This is a genomic window from Nocardia amikacinitolerans NBRC 108937 (genome assembly GCF_001612615.1).
Classification (GTDB): Bacteria; Actinomycetota; Actinomycetes; order Mycobacteriales; family Mycobacteriaceae; genus Nocardia; species Nocardia amikacinitolerans.
On record NZ_BDAU01000042.1, the window covers coordinates 1 to 16,471 of the forward strand.

The window sequence follows — 16,471 nt, forward strand, 5'->3', positions numbered from 1 at the left end:
GGCGGTTGCGACCGCCATTCGACTACCGTCGAAACCATTTCTCTATCGACGGTAGTCGAATGGTGGTTCGGGACTGATCGGGTCGCACCGGCGCTCCGGCGCGCCCGCCGGGAGTCCGTTGCCTGAGCACGGCACGCCCGCTACGAAGATGCGGATCGCACGCAGCAGTGCACGCCCCTACGCCGCGCGAATCGAAGGCACCCTATGGCCACGCGGAGTCGGAAACAAGCGCGCCGGGGAAATCAACGCCTGACGCGGGTCGAACGAGTCGACTCGGGGTCGCGGACCACCGCACCGGTCGACCCGAGCCGACCCACCGGCTGACACTGTCGCCGCCCACAAGCACGGCGGCGGTGGTGTCGAGAACTCAGCCGAAGTGGCAGACGTAATGCACCGTCTCCAGGACCTCGATCTGGAACGAGCTGTCGCCGGGCACCTCGAACGACTCGCCGCCCTTGTAGGTGACGGCCTCGGTGGCGCCGGCGAGGGTGATCTTGCACTCGCCCTCGATGAGTTCCATGATCTCCGGCGCGCCGGTGTTGAACGTCAGGGTCGAGGGCAGGATGACGCCGACCGACTTGGCGGTGCCGTCGGCCAGCTCGATGCTGTGGCTGACGCACTTGCCGTCGAAGTAGACGTTGGCCTTCTTCGTGACGCTGACATTCTCGAACTGCGACATGGTCTCTTTCCCGTGCTGAAGTGGAGCCGTCAGCTTAATGGACGCGGTCGGACGCAGCCCGCCCGCAGACCGCGCACGGCCGGAGGGGATGCGGAGGTACGCCTACTTCAGCAGCGGCGCCCACCTGGGAGAGGACGCGGCCGCGGCGCACCCGAGCCCGCGCGGGCCTGCTCCGAGGCGCTGCGGTCGGCGAGGTTCCCAAGGCGTCACGGGCGAGGACGCCGCCGCCAGCTGCTGTGGCAGACCCGCTCGGCCTAGTCGGCTCGGTCCGTGCAGCAGTCGACCCGTCGGCTGCTGCCGACGCACAGTCAGTCGCCCGCCTCCGGAAACAACGCCTCCCACCGCCGCGACCACTCCCACACCGGCCCCAGCGCCGCGCCGAGTTCCCTTCCCGCCGTGGTCAATTCGTAGGACTTGTCCGGGTTCTTGACGATCAACCCAGCGGCCTGAAGGTGCTGCAACCGCACCGAGAGCATGCTCGACGAGCACTGCCCCATCCGGCGGCGCAGCTCGAGAAACCCCAGCGTGCCTGGCTCCAACTCCCACACGATGCGCAGCATCCACCGCTGGCCGAGCAGTTCCATGGCGGCGAGCATCGGTTCGTTCGCGGGGTCGGCCTCGCCCCTGGACGGTTTCGCACCGCTTGCGCTTCTCATTTCGAACCACCATAGTGATTCTAATTCAGAAGCAGTAGGGCGGGCGGCGGTCCGCGACGGAAAGGAACGTGGTGCACGAACCGGACATCTCGACCGATCAGCGAATCACCCTCGTCACCGGGGCCTCGCGCGGTATCGGGGCCGACACCGCCCGCATCCTCGCGGACCGCGGCGACCACGTGATCGTCAACTACCGCGAGAAGCGCCGCCGCGCCCAGACCATCGCCGACGAGATCACCGCCGCAGGCGGCAGCGCATCGATCGCGGGAGCTGACGTCTCGGACGAAACCGCCACCCGCACACTGATCGCCGACATCGCCGACCGCTTCGGCCGCCTGGATGTCTTGGTACTCAACGCATCCGGCGGTCTCGAACGCGACGCGGCCGCGGACTACGCGATGTCCATCAATCGCGACGCACAACTACGCCTGACCCGACTCGCGTTGCCCCTCATGCCATCCGGCGGCCGCATCGTCTTCGTCACCAGCCACCAGGCGCATTTCCACGGCCGCAAACCCGTCCCCGCCGACTACGAACCGATCGCCGCGAGCAAGCGCGCGGGCGAGGACGCCCTCCGAGCCCTCATCCCCGAACTCGAAGCCCTCGGCATCACCCTGACCGTCGTCTCCGGCGACATGATCGACGGCACCATCATCGTCCGCCTCCTCGAACGCCGCGACCCGGACGCCGTCGGCACCCGCCGCGACAACGGCCCACTTCCCACCATCGAAGAGTTCGCCACCGCCATCGCCGACGCCACCACAGACCCAACCGAATCCGGCCACACCGTCTACATCGGCGGCCACGACTACCTCGCGGGGACGTCGACCGACTAGGACACGACCGGCCGACCGATCGGGATGCGGCGCTTCGTTGGGCGGGAAATGATGTGGGCCCGGCCCCGACTGTGACTTATCCCGTATATCCGGTTCAATGACACCTTCCGTTATCGACACCGCTTAACGTCGCGACGGCACAACAGTTGGTTGGAAAGGTGGCAGCGAGCGTGGCAGGTACCCAGGCGAAGCTCGATGAACTGGTCAAGATCCTGACGATCGCTGCGGAACCGGCAGGTGAGGCCGGTGTCGCCAAGCGGGAGAAGAAGGGTATTCCGAGCGTTCGCCAGCGTGTGGAGATGCTGCTCGACCGCGGAACGTTCGTCGAGACCGGTGCGCTGGCTCGTCAGCCCGACAAGCCGGACGCTCTCTACGGTGACGGGCTGGTCACCGGTCGCGGTCTGATCGGTGGCCGTCCGGTGGTGGTGATCGCCCACGATCAGACCGTGTACGGCGGGTCGGTCGGTATCACGTCCGCCCGCAAGTTCATGCGGGCGCTGCAACTCGCGTTCGACAACGCGTGCCCGGTGGTGACGATCAACGATTCCGGAGGTGCGCGTATCCAGGACGCGGTCGGTTCGATCGCCTCGTTCGGCGATATCTCCCGGGTGCTGGAGAAACTGTCCGGGTATGTGCCACAGGTGTCGATCATTCTCGGCAAGTGCGCCGCGGGTTCGGTGTACGGGCCGATCAACACCGACGTGCTCATCGGCACCAAGGATTCCTACATGTTCGTCACCGGGCCGGAGGTGATCAAGGCCGTCAACGGTGAGGACATCACCGCCGAGGAGCTCGGTGGCGCCAAGGTCCAAGCCGAGCGCGGCACCCTGCACTACGTTGCCGACACCGAGCAGCAAGCCTACGACTGGGCCCGCAACTACCTGAGCTACATGCCGACCAGCTGCCTCGAGCAACCGCCGATCGTCAACCCCGGTCTGGAGCCGGAGATCACCGCGTCCGATCGGGAGCTCGACAAGATCATCCCGGATTCCGATCGCGCCGGTTACGACATGCACGAGATCCTGCTGCGGATCTTCGACGACGGTGAATTCCACGAGATTCGCGAGGCGTTCGCCCCGAACCTGATCACCGGATTCGCCAGGGTCGACGGATATCCGGTCGGTGTGATCGCCAACCAGCCGTTGGTGCTGGGTGGTTCCATCGACGCCGCCTGCTCGGACAAATCGACCTACTTCATCCGGCTCTGCGACGCGTTCAATATCCCGCTGGTGTTCGTCGCCGACACCCCCGGCGTGCTGCCGGGGCTCGAGCAGGAAGCCAACGGTGTGATCATCCGCGGCGGGCGGGTCCCGCGCGCGATCATCGAGGCGACCGTCCCGATCATCAACCTCGTCGTGCGCAAGTCCTACGGCGGCGCCTACGGCATGATGGCGGCCCGGCAGGTCGGCGCCGACATCAGCTTCGCCTGGCCGACCGCCCGGATCGCGGTGATCGGCGCCGACAGCGCGGTCGACCTCATCGGCAGGCGGCAACTGGCGGCCGTGCCGGAGGAGCACCGGGCGGCGGCGCGCGAGTTCATGGTCAACCAGTACAATGAGACGATCGCCACCCCGTGGATCGCCGCCGAACGCGGCTACATCGACGCGGTCATCGAACCGCACACCACCCGCCTGGAGATCCGCCGCGCGCTGCGCCTGCTGCGCGACAAGCCGCCGGTGAAGCCGGAGTTCAACCCGCGCAAGCACCCGGTGTATCCGATGTGATCCACCCGAACCGCTCATCCGGTCGGTGACAGCAGAGCCATCGCGGTCATGAATTCGACCCCTGGAGCCGGACTGGCCGGAGGAGCTCGAGTGGCAAGGGTCGGAGCCGGTAGTGCGCCGGACTCAGGCCCTTGACCGGAACCTGTGACGACCCCCGGTTCAGTAGTCGGCCCTGGGGTCGAAAGTTCTTGTCGGCGTGCCCATCTACAGTCACGGCATCGTGTTCGGGATGTACGGGGATGGAGGGCTGGGTGTTCGCCGAAGTGGATGATGCGGACTGGGAATCGGCGGACCTCAGTGTTCCCGAGTTGTTGCGCGAGGTCGCGTCGGCGGACGACTCCGAGCGCGCGCAGGCGCTGCCGGAGCTCGAGGCCAGGCTGCGTCCGGACGGCAAGATCTACAGCGACAAATACGGATACGGCTACGACTACGACTTCCACGACAACCGGCCACCCGTTGATCGAATCCACGCTGCGCGATCGGCGGTGTTGTGCACGCCGTTTCTGCTCGAGTTGGCAGCGCGGCCTTGTGGACAGGACCGGCCGAGGATCCTACGACTCATCGCCGTGATGGCGGGTGTGGACGAGGACGAGGAACAGCGGTTCCGCCTCTGGTCGGATGCCGAGCTAGCAGCCAGTGTCGAATTGCGCGACCGGCAGGAAGTTCGCCGGGCGATCGGCCGCGCACTGCCCGAGTTGCTCGATCTTCTCGATGATGTCGACCCGGATATCCGAGTAGCCGTCACTCATGTCCTGGCCGTCTGCGCCGAGCACTGGGAAACGGTGGTCCCGGCGCTACAGGCACGGGTCGGCTTCGAACACGACTCGAAGATCCGGATCGCGATGATCGGAGTCGTCGGCTCGATCGCGTGGAACCGACCGGAACAGGCGTCGCCCCTGGGTATTTCGCGCTGGTTCAGCGAATTGCTCTGCGCCGACAGAGATCCGATAGAGCACCTGACAGTCCTGAACTATCTTCTGGCTTCGGACCCGCAGGCGCTGCCAGGCCGCGTGGTACCGATCGTGCTGGGCGCCGCGCCTCGACTCATGGAGCCGACCGTAGATCTCGCGGACGTCTACCGGCCGCTTGGTGCGTGGCCGGCCAGTTTGATCAGCGCTGTTCACACACGGATGGCCGCGCGGCGGGAGGAACAGCGAGAACTCGTCCGGGGTCTGTTCGACATCGGACTACCGCAGGCTCGGGAGTTCGCGTGCTATCTGGCCGAGGATCTGATCGGGACGTGGCGCACGAATCACGTCGAGTTGCTCGAAGCGGTCGCGGATCAATTGGCGGACCCGAAAACCTGGCTGTCGGCGGCGAAGGTGCTTGCTCGTCTCGAAACGGCCGCCGCGCCCGTGATCGACCGCATTCTCGAACACCTCGAGCGCTTTAAGCGGATCACCGAGTGGCACACGCCATTACCGCTGCCGCTGCCACTGCCGTGGCTGACACTGCATACCGACATCCGCATGCTGAACGAGCCCGGTCCACTGCTGCGCGCCGCCGCCAACACCGGTGACGCGCGCGCGGTCTCCGCGGTGCGCTGGGCGTTGGAACTCGACGAGACACCGGATCGTCTCGACGAAATCCTGGCGCCCCTCGGTGCGCACGCGATCGAACTGGTGCCGCTCATCCGAGACCGCATGATCGGTATGCATACCCGTTCCGCGGACGATATGCGGGCATATCAGCTGGCGCGCGCACTCGGTCGGATCGGCGAACCAGCCGCGGCCGCCGCCCAAGACGTCGCGGGCATGCTGTCGGACAGTGATGCGGAATTGGTCGAAGTACTCGGCCGATTCGGCGTGGGCGCGCGATCGACCCTCGGGGTGGTACGCCGGTTCCTGGATCACGACCGCCCCAATGTTCGTTTGGAGGCCGCGTTCGCGCTATGGCGGTTCACCGGCGATCCAGAACCGGCGCTGGCGCAACTGCACGCGGTGTTGGCGAATGACGATAGTGCCGCGAACGTCGTGCGGCTTCGTGCTCGTGCGATCGAAATCGCCGGGACCTTGGGGGTCGCGGCCGACGATTGCGCCCCGGCGTTGCGTCGACTCATCGATCTCGACACGGACCTGTGGACGACGACCGCGGCTGCCATCGCGTTGTGGCGGGTCACCGTCGACCCCGACCCTACGGTAAGCCTGCTGCTCGATCTCAGCACCCGAGAGCCTTCCGAGCCCGACTGGAACGTCGAGCCACGGCCGCACTGGTTGACGGTCGCGGCCGAGTGCTTCGCCGAGATCGGACCCGCCGCCCAGGCCGCCGCACCCCTGCTCGCCGCCGAACTCGCTCGACCTCGCCGCCGCCGAGACAGTGTGCCCGCCGATATCGAGCTCTGCCGGGCCTGTCGACGCGCACTCGACGAAATCTTCGCCGCCTGAGGCCTTCTCGGCTGTGCCTTTCCGATGACCGGGATACCGGCCCTCCCGTCGAGGCGATCGGGCCTAGCGTCGACGGGAACACGGTGGCACGGGAGGAAACGATGGTGGACTGGAACGACGAAGTCGATGTGCTGGTCGCGGGTTCGGGTGGCGGTCTGGCCGGTGCCTACACCGCGGCCCGCGAGGGACTGAGCGTCGCGGTCGTCGAGGCGACCGACAAGTTCGGCGGCACCACCGCCTATTCCGGTGGCGGCGGAGTGTGGTTCCCCTGCAACCCCGTACTGCGGCGAGCGGGCAGCGACGACACCATCGAGGACGCGCTCACCTACTTCCACGCCGTCGTCGGCGATCGGACCCCGCGGGAACTACAGGAAACCTATGTCCGTCGCGGCCGCGACCTCATCGAATACCTCGAGGCCGACGACCACTTCGCATTCGAAGTTCTGCCATGGCCGGACTATTTCGGCAAGGCGCCGAAGGCCCGTCTCGACGGACTGCGCCACACCATGCCCACACCGCTCCCCGCGGCGGAACTCGGGGAGCTGGGTCAGTCGCTGCGCGGACCGCTGGACGCCGACCGGCTCGGCGCGCCGTCCCCGGATGTGCTGATCGGCGGCCGGGCGCTCATCGGCCGGTTCCTGCTGGCGCTGTCCACCTACCCGCATGTCCAGTTGCACCTGAACTCGCCGCTGATCGAACTGGTCGTCGAGGAGGGCGCCGTGCTCGGCGCGCTGGTCGAGCGCGACGGCGAACGCCTCGCGATCCGCGCCCGACGCGGAGTGCTCCTGGCGACCGGCGGCTTCGAGCAGAACGACGAGATGCGCCGACGCTACGGCGTACCGGGCGAGGCCCGAGACACCATGGGCCCCTGGGGAAATCAGGGATTCGCGCACGAGGCGGGCATCGCGGCAGGCGCCGACGTCGACCTGATGGACCAGGCGTGGTGGTCGCCCGGGCTGACCCACCCCGACGGCCGCTCGGCATTCGCACTGTGGTTCACCGGCGGCATCTTCGTCGACCAGAACGGCAAGCGATTCGTCAACGAGTCCGCACCCTACGACCGGCTCGGTCGCGAAGTGATCCGGCAGCTGCGGGAAGGCTCGATCACCCTGCCCTACTGGATGATCTACGACCACAAAGAAGGCGAGCAGCCCCCGGTCAAGGCGGCCAACGTCTCGATGGTGGAGACCGAGAAGTACGTCGCCGCCGGCCTCTGGCATACCGCCGACACGCTGCCCGAACTCGCGGACAAGATCGGCGTCCCCGCCGACGCGCTGGTCGCGACCGTCGAACGGTTCAACACGATGGCCGCCGCAGGCGTCGACACCGACTTCGGCCGCGGCGACGAAGCCTACGATCGCGCCTTCTCCAACGGCGAACCGCCGCTGGTCCCGATCGACCAGGGACCCTTCCACGCCGCCGCATTCGGCATCTCCGATCTGGGCACCAAAGGCGGGCTGCGCACCGACAGCGCCGCCCGGGTACTCGACCGAAACGAAGCTCCCATCCCGGGCCTCTACGCCGCGGGCAACACCATGGCGGCGGTCAGCGGCACCACCTATCCCGGAGGGGGCAACCCGATCGGCGCATCGATGTTGTTCAGCCATTTGGCAGTGCGGAACATGTTGGGCGACTGAAGCCCGGTATCTGGTTGCCTCCCGGTCGATCAGCTCCTTCCTGATCTCGTCGGAGCCAGCCGAGATCTGGCCGCCAGCAAGCCCATCCACGCACGCGCAACTCCGTTCGCACGTTGATCCTGAGGCGCTGGACTAGGCCCGCACATCGGCCGACGGCCGGACTGCGCGAATCACGTTCCGCCGCATCATCGTGCGCAGCTACGGCCAAGGCCGCACTCGCTAGGAACTGGACCGAGACCGAGTCCGGCTACCGGGCAGTGGTCTGCCCAGCGTGGTCGTTCGAGGACGATCTCGACGTCGGCTGTGTCACTCGCGACTCTCGGTGGATGAGAGATTTCGGGGTGGGATTTCTGGTGGGCGCTTCCCTACTGCTGCTTGTGTTGGCGGGGCTCGTATTCCAGTTCGGTGGCCTGCTCAAAGTGTTGACCAGCAGACGCATGGCTTGTCGGCCGGGAAGCGACATACACCGGCTATTGCTTCTGGCTGTCAGCACTCCATGCCGTGCCCGTGGTGACCTGGATCATCGGAGTCATCATCGCCGGCACATCGTTGTGGCAGGGTGAGATCGCGTTAGGGATAGGCATGTCGGTGCCACTCGCACTCGCAGCAGCGCTCTCACCGTTGCTGCTACTCGGTTGGATCTTTCTGGGAACCGGAGAATTGATCGACCGCTGACAGCACGTCCGGGGTGCAGCTGCGCTGGAGACTTCAGCGCGTGTCACTGCGGACGTGCCGCAACACGCCGATCCAGCGATGGCTCAGCGCTAGCACACGGCTCGCGGGCGACACGGCGCCGCGGCGGCGATCCACAATGCGGTCATGACCAGGCTCGGCCACAGCGGGCGAGATCGCGAGGTCGACGAACAGGACGCGACTTCTGGGAGACTTTTCGGCGCTTTTCGCGCTCTGGAAACGAATCCGGCCCCTGACCATGTACGCTGAGCGCTGGTCAGGGGCCGTTCTCGGCTCCCCCATCTGGACTCGAACCAGAAACCTGCCGTTGTTGGTTCAGGGGCTGGTCGGTGTTCACACCCGATCACGCCAGGTCACGATAGACGATCTACCTGCGACGATGCCGGGACATGATGCACGACTATTCACAGACGATCACGGACAATCACCATTAATTTTTGGTGTAACTTTGGGATGGATCAAATCCGCCGCTACTGTCGCGGTCCGACCTGTTTCGAATCCCAACTCGCGCTTGGGCCGAGCGGGGTGACACCAGCGGATGCGGTGATTCACGATGTGTTGCGTGACGCTGAACGAGATTTCGCGGCCTGCATCGATCGTCGGTCCGGTGCCGTACGAGCTCTGGGTCAGAATTCCCGAGGATACGAAGAGCGACGACCCCGGTTTCGTGGTCAACGGGCTGACCCTGCCGCGCGAAGGCGACGACCTTACTTTATCGGATCATCCAACGTCCGGAGATGGAGCGGCTGGGCAAGGATTACAAAGGTGACCCGGTCATGATGAGCTACGACGGGTTCATCGTCATCATCGACCCCAGCACCGACGATCACAGCACCGTCTACCGACCGAAGGACCCACTGGGTGAGTTCATCCGCCTCACCAACCAGACCACCGATCCCTCACTCGGACCTCCCCGGGGTACCGGCGGGACCGGGGGAACCCCACCAGGGAAACCTGGCGGTAGTCGATGACTACGACATCAGGAGAAGTCACCTTTGGAATTCGATATGTCGACGCTGACACCCAGGGAACACGACTTCGTGGACGCCGCATTGGCCAGCTGGACCGGAGTATCGACCAACGCACCGATCCCAGTGCGGGCACTGGGATTTCCCAACCGTGACCGTTTCGACGACGAGACCGAAAGGCTTCGGCGTGCGGTCCGCGAGGGCGCGACGCTGACCGAGGTCGAGACCGCCAGAGTGCTTTTCCTCAGCGAACTGGCTTTCGGCAGCGACCTGTTCGGCGCGGGTGTGGAGTTCCAACTGGTCAGCCCGATGCGTGACGCAGAAGCAGTCACGATCCTGCGTTCGCTGCAACGGAAGCTCTTCACCCGCGCCGGAGCCAAAGCGCTGTTCGAGCCCGAGCTGTACACGCGCGAGTAAGTCCCAGAGCGGCGGCGCGAGACCCGCGGGCGCTGGCAGTGCCGCGCCCGACTTGGCCAGGGAACCACTTGTTGCCTGACAACTACGGTTATCGGGCAAGTTTGATAGAAACGATGTCAGGCGAGCTGGCGATTCCCCGCGCAGGATCGAAGGGTTCGATTTCTGGTTATCGGGCAACTTTGTAGGTTGGGGTGGACTTCGAGCGCGAAACCGCCAAGCAGCGCGCCGCGGCGACGGCGACCGGGCAAAGCGGATGGGGCCGAATCGGATCGGATGCAGACCATCAGCGGTACATGTATCTGCTGCCCGGCCGCTACCGAAACCGGCGCCGCTGCTACTGCGGCTGCACCGCCGGGAAGGCCTCCCACGGCGTCGCCGCCAACGGCGTCGGGCTCGTCACCGGCTGCGAGCTGTCGATGCACCGCTGGGTCAAGACTGGCGAGTTCCGGACGCAGACCAAGCTCGACGAGATCCGGCGCGAGTATCAACGGATCACCGCGCAGCGCCAGCGGGGCCGGGCATGACCGTGATGGACGAGGCCTTCGCGGGCGTGCCGATGGCGGTGCACATTGCAGACTTCCTCACCGATCTGCGCAACGCGAACACCCCGACGAACACGATCCGCGCCTACCGCGGTGACCTGACCGCTTTCGCCGAGTACGTCGACGGCGACCTCGCGGACCTCGACGTGACGCCGGTGCGGGCGTTTCTGTCCGGGATCGCCGGGCAGTCCCCGGCCACCCGCAAACGCAAACGCGCCGCGGTGTCGGCGTTCTGCCGGTGGGCGGTGCGCCACGAGCGGCTGGCCGCGAACCCGATGGACCGGGTCGACACGATCACCGTGCCCAAGCGCCTGCCGCGCCCGGCCGCGGCCACCGACGTCTCCCGCGTGCTGGATGCGATCTGTGCGCGGCGCCCGCGCAAGGACGTCGCGCTCGACGTGTTGCGGGATCGGGTGTTGTTCGAGACCGCCTACGTGTGCGGCGCTCGCGCCAGCGAGGTGTGCGAGCTCTACGTCGAGGACTTCGATCTCGCGCTCGACGACGAGCACGTGCGCATCCACGGCAAGGGCGGGTCGGTGCGCACCGTGCTGCTCGATGACCGCGGCTACGTCGCGCTGGTGCGGCTGTACCTCACGAGCACCGGCTACACCTCCGGGCCGATGTTCCGCGCCAGCATCAACGGCAAAGGCGGGCCACTCTCGTACTCCGCCGCACACCACCGATGGACGCGCTACTGCGCGGCCGTCGGGGTCGATATCGACATCCACCAGCTCCGCCATTCCCACGCGACCGAGCTGATCAACGTCGGCGTCTCGATCGAGGTGGTCCGCAAACGCCTCGGGCACGCCTCCACCGAAACCACCCAGATCTACGCGCTGCTGGCCGACAAGGTCGCCGACACCGAGATCCGCGCAGCACGGCGCCGACGAGATTCCAGTCACGACGATGTCGTAAAACGACTCGGCGCTGGCCGCCCCACGGTTTCGACCGCAGGACAGGACCACCCCACCGCCGAGGTGGCGAAGGACAACGAGCTGCTGCTACCACGGACGACCCAGGCACCAGCGCCCACCCAGAACTCCGCCGAGCCCGAGCATGGGCAACAGCCACGCAGCACAGCGGCGCGGCACCGCCGCTGGCGACAGGCGGCGTCGGTGCGTGACGCGGTCGAGATCACCCGCGACGCCGAAAGCGGGGACTACCGGATCACCGACGACGACGGCACCTACCTCGGCCGCGTCGACCGCCAGATCCGCATCACCGGCACCCGCGGCCTCTGGCAGGCGCACAACGAGCACAACCGCCGCGTGCCCGCAGGCCCCTGGAAGACCCGCGACGAAGCCGTGCTCGGACTGCTCGCCCATCACATCGACCGCCACCGACAGCGCACGCGGTGAGAATCGGCATCGCTCAGAACGAGAACCGGAACCTACGCCGGAACGAGCGCCATCGGCAACGAGTGCACAACGCTGCATGCCTCCCGCTCACTGTGCACCGGGCTGCCGAGAGCTACTACTGGGTCTGTCCAGTCAGTCTCTGGTGTAAATCCGTCTCCTTCCTTGAGTGATTCGGTTATTTGCGGGCGGCGGACAGGCGTCCGCGGCATTTCGTGCGACGGCACGGGCGGTTTGGGATTCCACGTCGGGTTGGGGTGCCGCCCGCGCGGGGTCGCCTGTGGGCATCGGTGCATCGGGCCGGTTCCCGGCGTTCAGCTTGCCCTGCCCAACCCCTTCTCCAGCACGGCCGATGAGTCCGGCGCCATTTCCGCCGATGCGATGTAGTGCCGCTCCGTGATCCCCTCCCGGGCGTGTCCCAGTTGTTTCGCCGCTGTCCTGGCATCCGAGCCCTCAGCGATCAGCGTGGCCACCGTCTTTCGGAACGTGTACTGCGTCACATCCTTGTAAATGGTGCCGCGTGCGGCGCGCCAGGTGCGGTTGAAGTTGTGTGGATCGCGTAGCACTCCACCACGCCCCGGGAACACAAGAGCCGTCTGATCATTCACCTCCACCACCTCGCCGCGAACCTCACGCAGCGCCCTCACCTCACACATCCGTCCGCGCCCCGGGTCGCCTTGCAACCGCTTCAACATGTCGACGGCGAACCCGGGCAGCGCGACAGTTCGGTGCCCCGCGTCCGTCTTCGTCCATTCCTGCCGGAACAGTCCCTTACCTTTCAGTCTGACCACGGTCGCATCTATGGTGAACGTCGCCGGTTCCGCCTCGAGGTCGAACTGATCCCAGGATGCAGCCAGGGCCTCTCCCGGGCGCACCCCCGAACCGAGGATCAGATCGGCCACATCCACGACGAACTGATCACGCTTCGGACCGTGCGTATACGCGGGAGTCCCCGGAATCTCTTCGCCTGCCAACCATTGCCGAAGTTGCTCACGCAGGCCGACCAGGCGGTCCCGTTCGATGATCTGAGGCTTGGTCTTGCGTCTACGCAGGCGTGAGGTGTCGCGCACGGGGTTCTCGGAGAGAGCGCCGTATCGTACTGCCAGACCCATGATTCCGGTGAGAATCACCTTGTGCAGGCGTGCCTTCGACTTCATCCCCGCCCCCGCGACGGATTGGATATGCTCATCGAGTCGACCAGCATCCGCCTCCCAGACGCGGAGATTGCCGAGAGCGGGTCGAAGCTTGATGGCATCCTTCTTCGCACGTTTATCCGTGCTGACCTCTATCTCGCCCTGGTAGAGATCATAAGATTGCCGATCCACACCCTCGTCCCGTTCCACCTCGGTGAGCCACATGTCCATCAGGACTGAGAGACGAGTGTCCCGGGTGACCTTGTCGCGCGCGCGGCCCTTGTACTGCTTCTGACGGGCCGCCAACTTCTTCCGCAGCGCTGTCTTGGCCTTGCTCTCCGTCGGCCCATGGGCATCCACGAGCCTCCCCTTGCCGTCGTATCCACGGAACGTGGCCCAAGCCCGCCAAGTCCCGTCATGCTTTTGTTTGGTACCGATATCGCCGTAACTGCCGAGTTCGGTGGCTGGTCGTGGCACAGAAGGGTCTCCATTCGTTCGGTAGTTGGTCACGCAGCTTCGGGTTGGTCATCGGTGTGCACCATGTGCGCCTTGAGGTAGGCGTCCAGGTCATCGACTCGGTACATGCACGAACTGCCGGACGGCTTGGAGTAGCGCGGGCCGCGTCCCGCAGCGGCCCAGTTCGCAAGCGTTCGAGGGTGAATGCCCATGTAGTCGGCAGCTTCTTTGCGGGTCAGCCAGCGAAGCGATGTCGTCAGCGCTCCCGCATGGGCGTCAAGATCCACCGGTTTCTGACCGCCTGACCGGCGCGAGCCCCGGAGGCGTTGCAGCGGAATAACTTCCGCCCTGTCTGAGAGTTCCTCGTCCATGAATACCTCGCTCCTTTCCGGTACCACGCCGCACCGCCCAGTGCTGGGTCGCGGGGTGTCTGTGTGTGTGGGTGGTGGCTGTGATTTGGGTGGCCGGATCGCGCGGCACCCGGGGTCCATGAACGCTCCGTAGCTGCCGAGTCGTCAAATACCTTCTCCTCCAACGTTTCTGACGCCATGCCTCGCGATGCCGGTGCCCCGGGGGCCGACCCCGTCCGTTATCGCGCCCAGCGGCCGATATAGGGCGGGATGCGCCCCAGTCGTACGACCGGCCGCGCGTGGGGTGCGGTGGTCGGGGTCGGGGGCACCGTGACGCGGCGGGCGGCGCTCGATGGCGCGAAGAGTCGAATCCGGTTTCAGGCCGCGCGGCTGTCGAGAATCACCTCTTCTTGCTCGTCGTCGTCGATGTCTCCCCCGCTGCGTTGGGCCTGTGCGTCGTGAGATCGTCGGGTTCGGTGAGCGCGGGCAGCGGTGCCGCAGCGTCGATCTCGATGTCGGTGTCGGCTTCGTCGTTGTTGGCGGCGAGTTCGCCGGGATCGGTGGTGATGATCGCGTTCTCGGTGGCTGAGGCCAGCGATCCGAACACCGCGCGGTCGCCCCCGATAGCGAGGAGACCGGCACCGCGCGCGGCCGAGAGCAGGAACTGCTGCTCGCCATCGGAGAGGTGGAACGCGGCGGCAACCTCGTCGATGGCTTGCGGTGCTTGACGTAGAAGGATCTGGGTTGCGGCGTTGGACACGATCGCGCGGCCCAACTCGGTGGAGCACACGTCCGCGCAGTCCTGGGTTGCCACGGTGAGCCCCGCCCAGTGCTTACGGAGACTCTTCGCTGCCCGGAACAGGAACTGCGCTCCGGCGGGCAGGCGCAGAAGCAGCCACGCCTCGTCCACGGTGATCATCCGGGGCCGCCGCTGGCCCGGGTGCGACATCCGCCGCCACGTCGCGTCCAGCACGAGCAAGGTGCCGATCGTTTTCAGCTCCTCGGCCAGTTCCCGCAGCGAGAACACGATCAGGCCACCTGCGGGGTCGGTGGTCGTCGGCCCGTCGAGCAACCAAACGGCAGGTGTGCTCACTGGTCGGCCCCACCCACATCCGGCCCTTACCGCCACCAGAAGTTGATCCGGTCGACTGGTCGGGTTCGGGACAGCGGGTGCGGCGCGGGCGGGTGTTGAACGAGATCCGAGCATGGTCGGCACGCATGGGGGCTCCCTGGTCGGTCAGGCGGCGCGGGCGGCCGGGGGCGGCGCAGGTAGGGGCGGCGAGGCGGTGGCGGGCGGTGTGCCCGGCCAGCGGCAGCGACAGCGTCGGGTCCTACAAGTCGGGTGTCGAGGTCAGCAGGAACACCGCCACGACACCGGCGCGGACCCACCACCATGCTTGACCACGCCAGGCTCGTGGAAATCGAAGCCGGTCCGAAATGACTTGCCGTGAAACGTACCTGCCCGTCACAGTGATTGCATTTGTAACAGGATCGATCTAAGCGGACGGAGGGGCGATGAAGCTCAAGCAGGAAAGCCGAGTGCTGAAGGGAAAGGCAGTTGCCTCGCTGACCTGCGCAGTCGAAGCCTTCAACTCGCCACACGACACCGGTCGCGAGACACGGGTCCTGCTGCATCTGCAGCATGCTTTCGAGATGCTGCTGAAAGCGGCACTCGTACAGATCGGCGAAAAGAACGTCTTCGACCAAGACACTGGTCGTTCCATCGGCTTCGAGAAATGTGTCCGGCTGGCCGAAGGAAGCACCACCATCAAGCTGGAAGAGGCCGACGCTGGCACCCTGCGAGCCATCGACGCCATGCGCGACGATGAACAGCACTGGTTCAACATCGTCCCGGAGCAGATCCTTTACCTGCACGTACGGGCGGGTGTGACACTGTTCGACGACATCCTCAAGCGCGTGTTCACCGAGGGTTTGGCCGTGTACCTGCCCGTACGAGTCCTGCCGGTGTCGGTCGACCCACCCCGCGATCTGGCACTTGTACTCGACGAGGAATACAGCCAGATCCAGGCCCTTTTGCAGCCGGGCCGCCGGGCGAGACACGAAGCGCGAGCACGCATTCGGACGTTGTTGGCGATGGAGGCGCACACAGCACCCGAGGCCGTGATCTCGAACAAGGATGTCGATCGGGTCGAAAAAGGCATCCGTGGAGGCGATTCCCGTGACGATGTATTTCCGCGGCTGAGCGATCTCGCTACCACTATCGATGGCGAAGGGTTGACTCTCACCGTCCACTTCACCAAGAAGCAGGGTGCACCGGTTCGATATGTAGCCGACGAGTCGGTCCCCGCTGCGGCAATCCGAGAAGTGGACCTTCAGAAGAAGTACCACCGGACGCCAACGGATCTGGCTGAGGCAGTCGGGCTCAAGATGAACCGCAGCACAGCCCTGCGACGACACCTCGGGCTCGATGAAGACGGGCCGTACAGCCACTACTTCGAGTTCGGCGCCTTTCGTCAGCGGCGCTACTCCGACAATGCGTATACCGCGATGCGGGATGCGGTCGCGAGCGTCGACATGGAAGCCGTCTGGCGGGCACACAATCCGTCGGCAAGTTCCAAAACCCAAGTACCCTGCACTGTTCCAGGCTGCCGCGCGACGTAGCTGACACTGCTTGACTCCG

Annotated in this window: 16 protein-coding genes; 11 read left to right on the plus strand and 5 right to left on the minus strand. The window is 65.9% G+C overall.

Features of this window, described 5'->3' with window-relative positions; all coding sequences use genetic code 11:
• Nucleotides 1–367 precede the first annotated feature (367 nt).
• Together ppnP and NAM01S_RS27700 are read right to left on the minus strand one after the other, a co-directional pair.
• Nucleotides 368–679 (minus strand): pyrimidine/purine nucleoside phosphorylase, encoded by a 312-nt coding sequence (gene ppnP, locus NAM01S_RS27695; RefSeq protein WP_067790797.1) that lies wholly within the window; start codon nucleotides 677–679, stop codon nucleotides 368–370.
• 308 nt (nucleotides 680–987) lie between these two features.
• Entirely contained in the window at nucleotides 988–1,335 is a 348-nt protein-coding gene (locus NAM01S_RS27700; protein ID WP_067790799.1) for a winged helix-turn-helix transcriptional regulator, read from the minus strand.
• A gap of 68 nt (nucleotides 1,336–1,403) precedes the next feature.
• On the opposite strand from NAM01S_RS27700, the gene NAM01S_RS27705 reads away from it, so the two are divergent.
• From NAM01S_RS27705 to NAM01S_RS27745, 10 genes are all read left to right on the plus strand, one after another.
• Nucleotides 1,404–2,171: an SDR family oxidoreductase gene (locus NAM01S_RS27705; RefSeq protein WP_253799459.1), complete on the plus strand. Its 768-nt coding sequence runs from the start codon at nucleotides 1,404–1,406 to the stop codon at nucleotides 2,169–2,171.
• Between the two features lie 170 nt (nucleotides 2,172–2,341).
• The gene (locus NAM01S_RS27710) at nucleotides 2,342–3,895 is read left to right on the plus strand and encodes an acyl-CoA carboxylase subunit beta (RefSeq protein ID WP_067790910.1); all 1,554 of its coding nucleotides are present in this window, start codon (nucleotides 2,342–2,344) and stop codon (nucleotides 3,893–3,895) included.
• Nucleotides 3,896–4,146: 251 nt separating this feature from the next.
• Nucleotides 4,147–6,279 (plus strand): HEAT repeat domain-containing protein, encoded by a 2,133-nt coding sequence (locus NAM01S_RS27715; RefSeq protein WP_157107940.1) that lies wholly within the window; start codon nucleotides 4,147–4,149, stop codon nucleotides 6,277–6,279.
• Nucleotides 6,280–6,380: 101 nt separating this feature from the next.
• Nucleotides 6,381–7,916, plus strand: coding sequence for an FAD-binding protein (locus tag NAM01S_RS27720; RefSeq protein ID WP_067790804.1), 1,536 nt, complete (start codon nucleotides 6,381–6,383; stop codon nucleotides 7,914–7,916).
• A gap of 510 nt (nucleotides 7,917–8,426) precedes the next feature.
• Complete coding sequence (locus NAM01S_RS35425; RefSeq protein WP_157107941.1) at nucleotides 8,427–8,591, plus strand: hypothetical protein; 165 nt, start codon at nucleotides 8,427–8,429, stop codon at nucleotides 8,589–8,591.
• Nucleotides 8,592–9,171: 580 nt separating this feature from the next.
• Entirely contained in the window at nucleotides 9,172–9,378 is a 207-nt protein-coding gene (locus NAM01S_RS35430) for a hypothetical protein (RefSeq protein WP_157107942.1), read from the plus strand.
• Nucleotides 9,347–9,580, plus strand: a complete 234-nt coding sequence (locus NAM01S_RS27730; RefSeq protein WP_067790808.1) for a hypothetical protein — start codon at nucleotides 9,347–9,349, stop codon at nucleotides 9,578–9,580. Before NAM01S_RS35430 ends, NAM01S_RS27730 begins: the two co-directional genes overlap by 32 nt.
• Before the next feature lie 36 nt (nucleotides 9,581–9,616).
• Complete coding sequence (locus NAM01S_RS27735) at nucleotides 9,617–9,994, plus strand: hypothetical protein (protein WP_157107943.1); 378 nt, start codon at nucleotides 9,617–9,619, stop codon at nucleotides 9,992–9,994.
• A gap of 191 nt (nucleotides 9,995–10,185) precedes the next feature.
• Nucleotides 10,186–10,518: a hypothetical protein gene (locus NAM01S_RS27740; RefSeq protein WP_067790812.1), complete on the plus strand. Its 333-nt coding sequence runs from the start codon at nucleotides 10,186–10,188 to the stop codon at nucleotides 10,516–10,518.
• On the plus strand, nucleotides 10,515–11,894 hold the full coding sequence (locus NAM01S_RS27745; RefSeq protein WP_253799457.1) for a tyrosine-type recombinase/integrase: 1,380 nt from the start codon (nucleotides 10,515–10,517) through the stop codon (nucleotides 11,892–11,894). Before NAM01S_RS27740 ends, NAM01S_RS27745 begins: the two co-directional genes overlap by 4 nt.
• Nucleotides 11,895–12,205: 311 nt before the next feature.
• On the opposite strand, the gene NAM01S_RS27750 is transcribed toward NAM01S_RS27745, so the two are convergent.
• The 3 genes from NAM01S_RS27750 to NAM01S_RS27755 form a co-directional block, all read right to left on the minus strand.
• Nucleotides 12,206–13,501 (minus strand): tyrosine-type recombinase/integrase, encoded by a 1,296-nt coding sequence (locus NAM01S_RS27750; protein ID WP_067790814.1) that lies wholly within the window; start codon nucleotides 13,499–13,501, stop codon nucleotides 12,206–12,208.
• 29 nt (nucleotides 13,502–13,530) lie between these two features.
• Nucleotides 13,531–13,851, minus strand: a complete 321-nt coding sequence (locus NAM01S_RS34400; RefSeq protein ID WP_084483364.1) for a helix-turn-helix transcriptional regulator — start codon at nucleotides 13,849–13,851, stop codon at nucleotides 13,531–13,533.
• A 379-nt stretch (nucleotides 13,852–14,230) separates the two neighbouring features.
• Nucleotides 14,231–14,923 carry a TraG/VirB4 family ATPase gene (locus NAM01S_RS27755; protein ID WP_157107944.1) on the minus strand — a complete coding sequence of 231 codons (693 nt, stop codon included), beginning with the start codon at nucleotides 14,921–14,923 and terminating at the stop codon, nucleotides 14,231–14,233.
• 422 nt (nucleotides 14,924–15,345) lie between these two features.
• On the opposite strand from NAM01S_RS27755, the gene NAM01S_RS27760 reads away from it, so the two are divergent.
• Nucleotides 15,346–16,452: a DUF3644 domain-containing protein gene (locus NAM01S_RS27760; RefSeq protein ID WP_084483365.1), complete on the plus strand. Its 1,107-nt coding sequence runs from the start codon at nucleotides 15,346–15,348 to the stop codon at nucleotides 16,450–16,452.
• Nucleotides 16,453–16,471: the final 19 nt, after the last annotated feature.

What these genes read in the sequence shown, in the direction of transcription:
- NAM01S_RS27700 (WP_067790799.1), bottom strand. Translation starts at nt 1,335, where the DNA reads ATGAGAAGCGCAAGCGGTGCGAAACCGTCCAGGGGCGAGGCCGACCCC.
- NAM01S_RS27745 (WP_253799457.1), top strand. Translation starts at nt 10,515, where the DNA reads ATGACCGTGATGGACGAGGCCTTCGCGGGCGTGCCGATGGCGGTGCAC.
- NAM01S_RS27760 (WP_084483365.1), top strand. Translation starts at nt 15,346, where the DNA reads ATGAAGCTCAAGCAGGAAAGCCGAGTGCTGAAGGGAAAGGCAGTTGCC.
- ppnP (WP_067790797.1), bottom strand. Translation starts at nt 679, where the DNA reads ATGTCGCAGTTCGAGAATGTCAGCGTCACGAAGAAGGCCAACGTCTAC.
- NAM01S_RS27720 (WP_067790804.1), top strand. Translation starts at nt 6,381, where the DNA reads ATGGTGGACTGGAACGACGAAGTCGATGTGCTGGTCGCGGGTTCGGGT.
- NAM01S_RS34400 (WP_084483364.1), bottom strand. Translation starts at nt 13,851, where the DNA reads ATGGACGAGGAACTCTCAGACAGGGCGGAAGTTATTCCGCTGCAACGC.
- NAM01S_RS27735 (WP_157107943.1), top strand. Translation starts at nt 9,617, where the DNA reads ATGTCGACGCTGACACCCAGGGAACACGACTTCGTGGACGCCGCATTG.
- NAM01S_RS27730 (WP_067790808.1), top strand. Translation starts at nt 9,347, where the DNA reads ATGGAGCGGCTGGGCAAGGATTACAAAGGTGACCCGGTCATGATGAGC.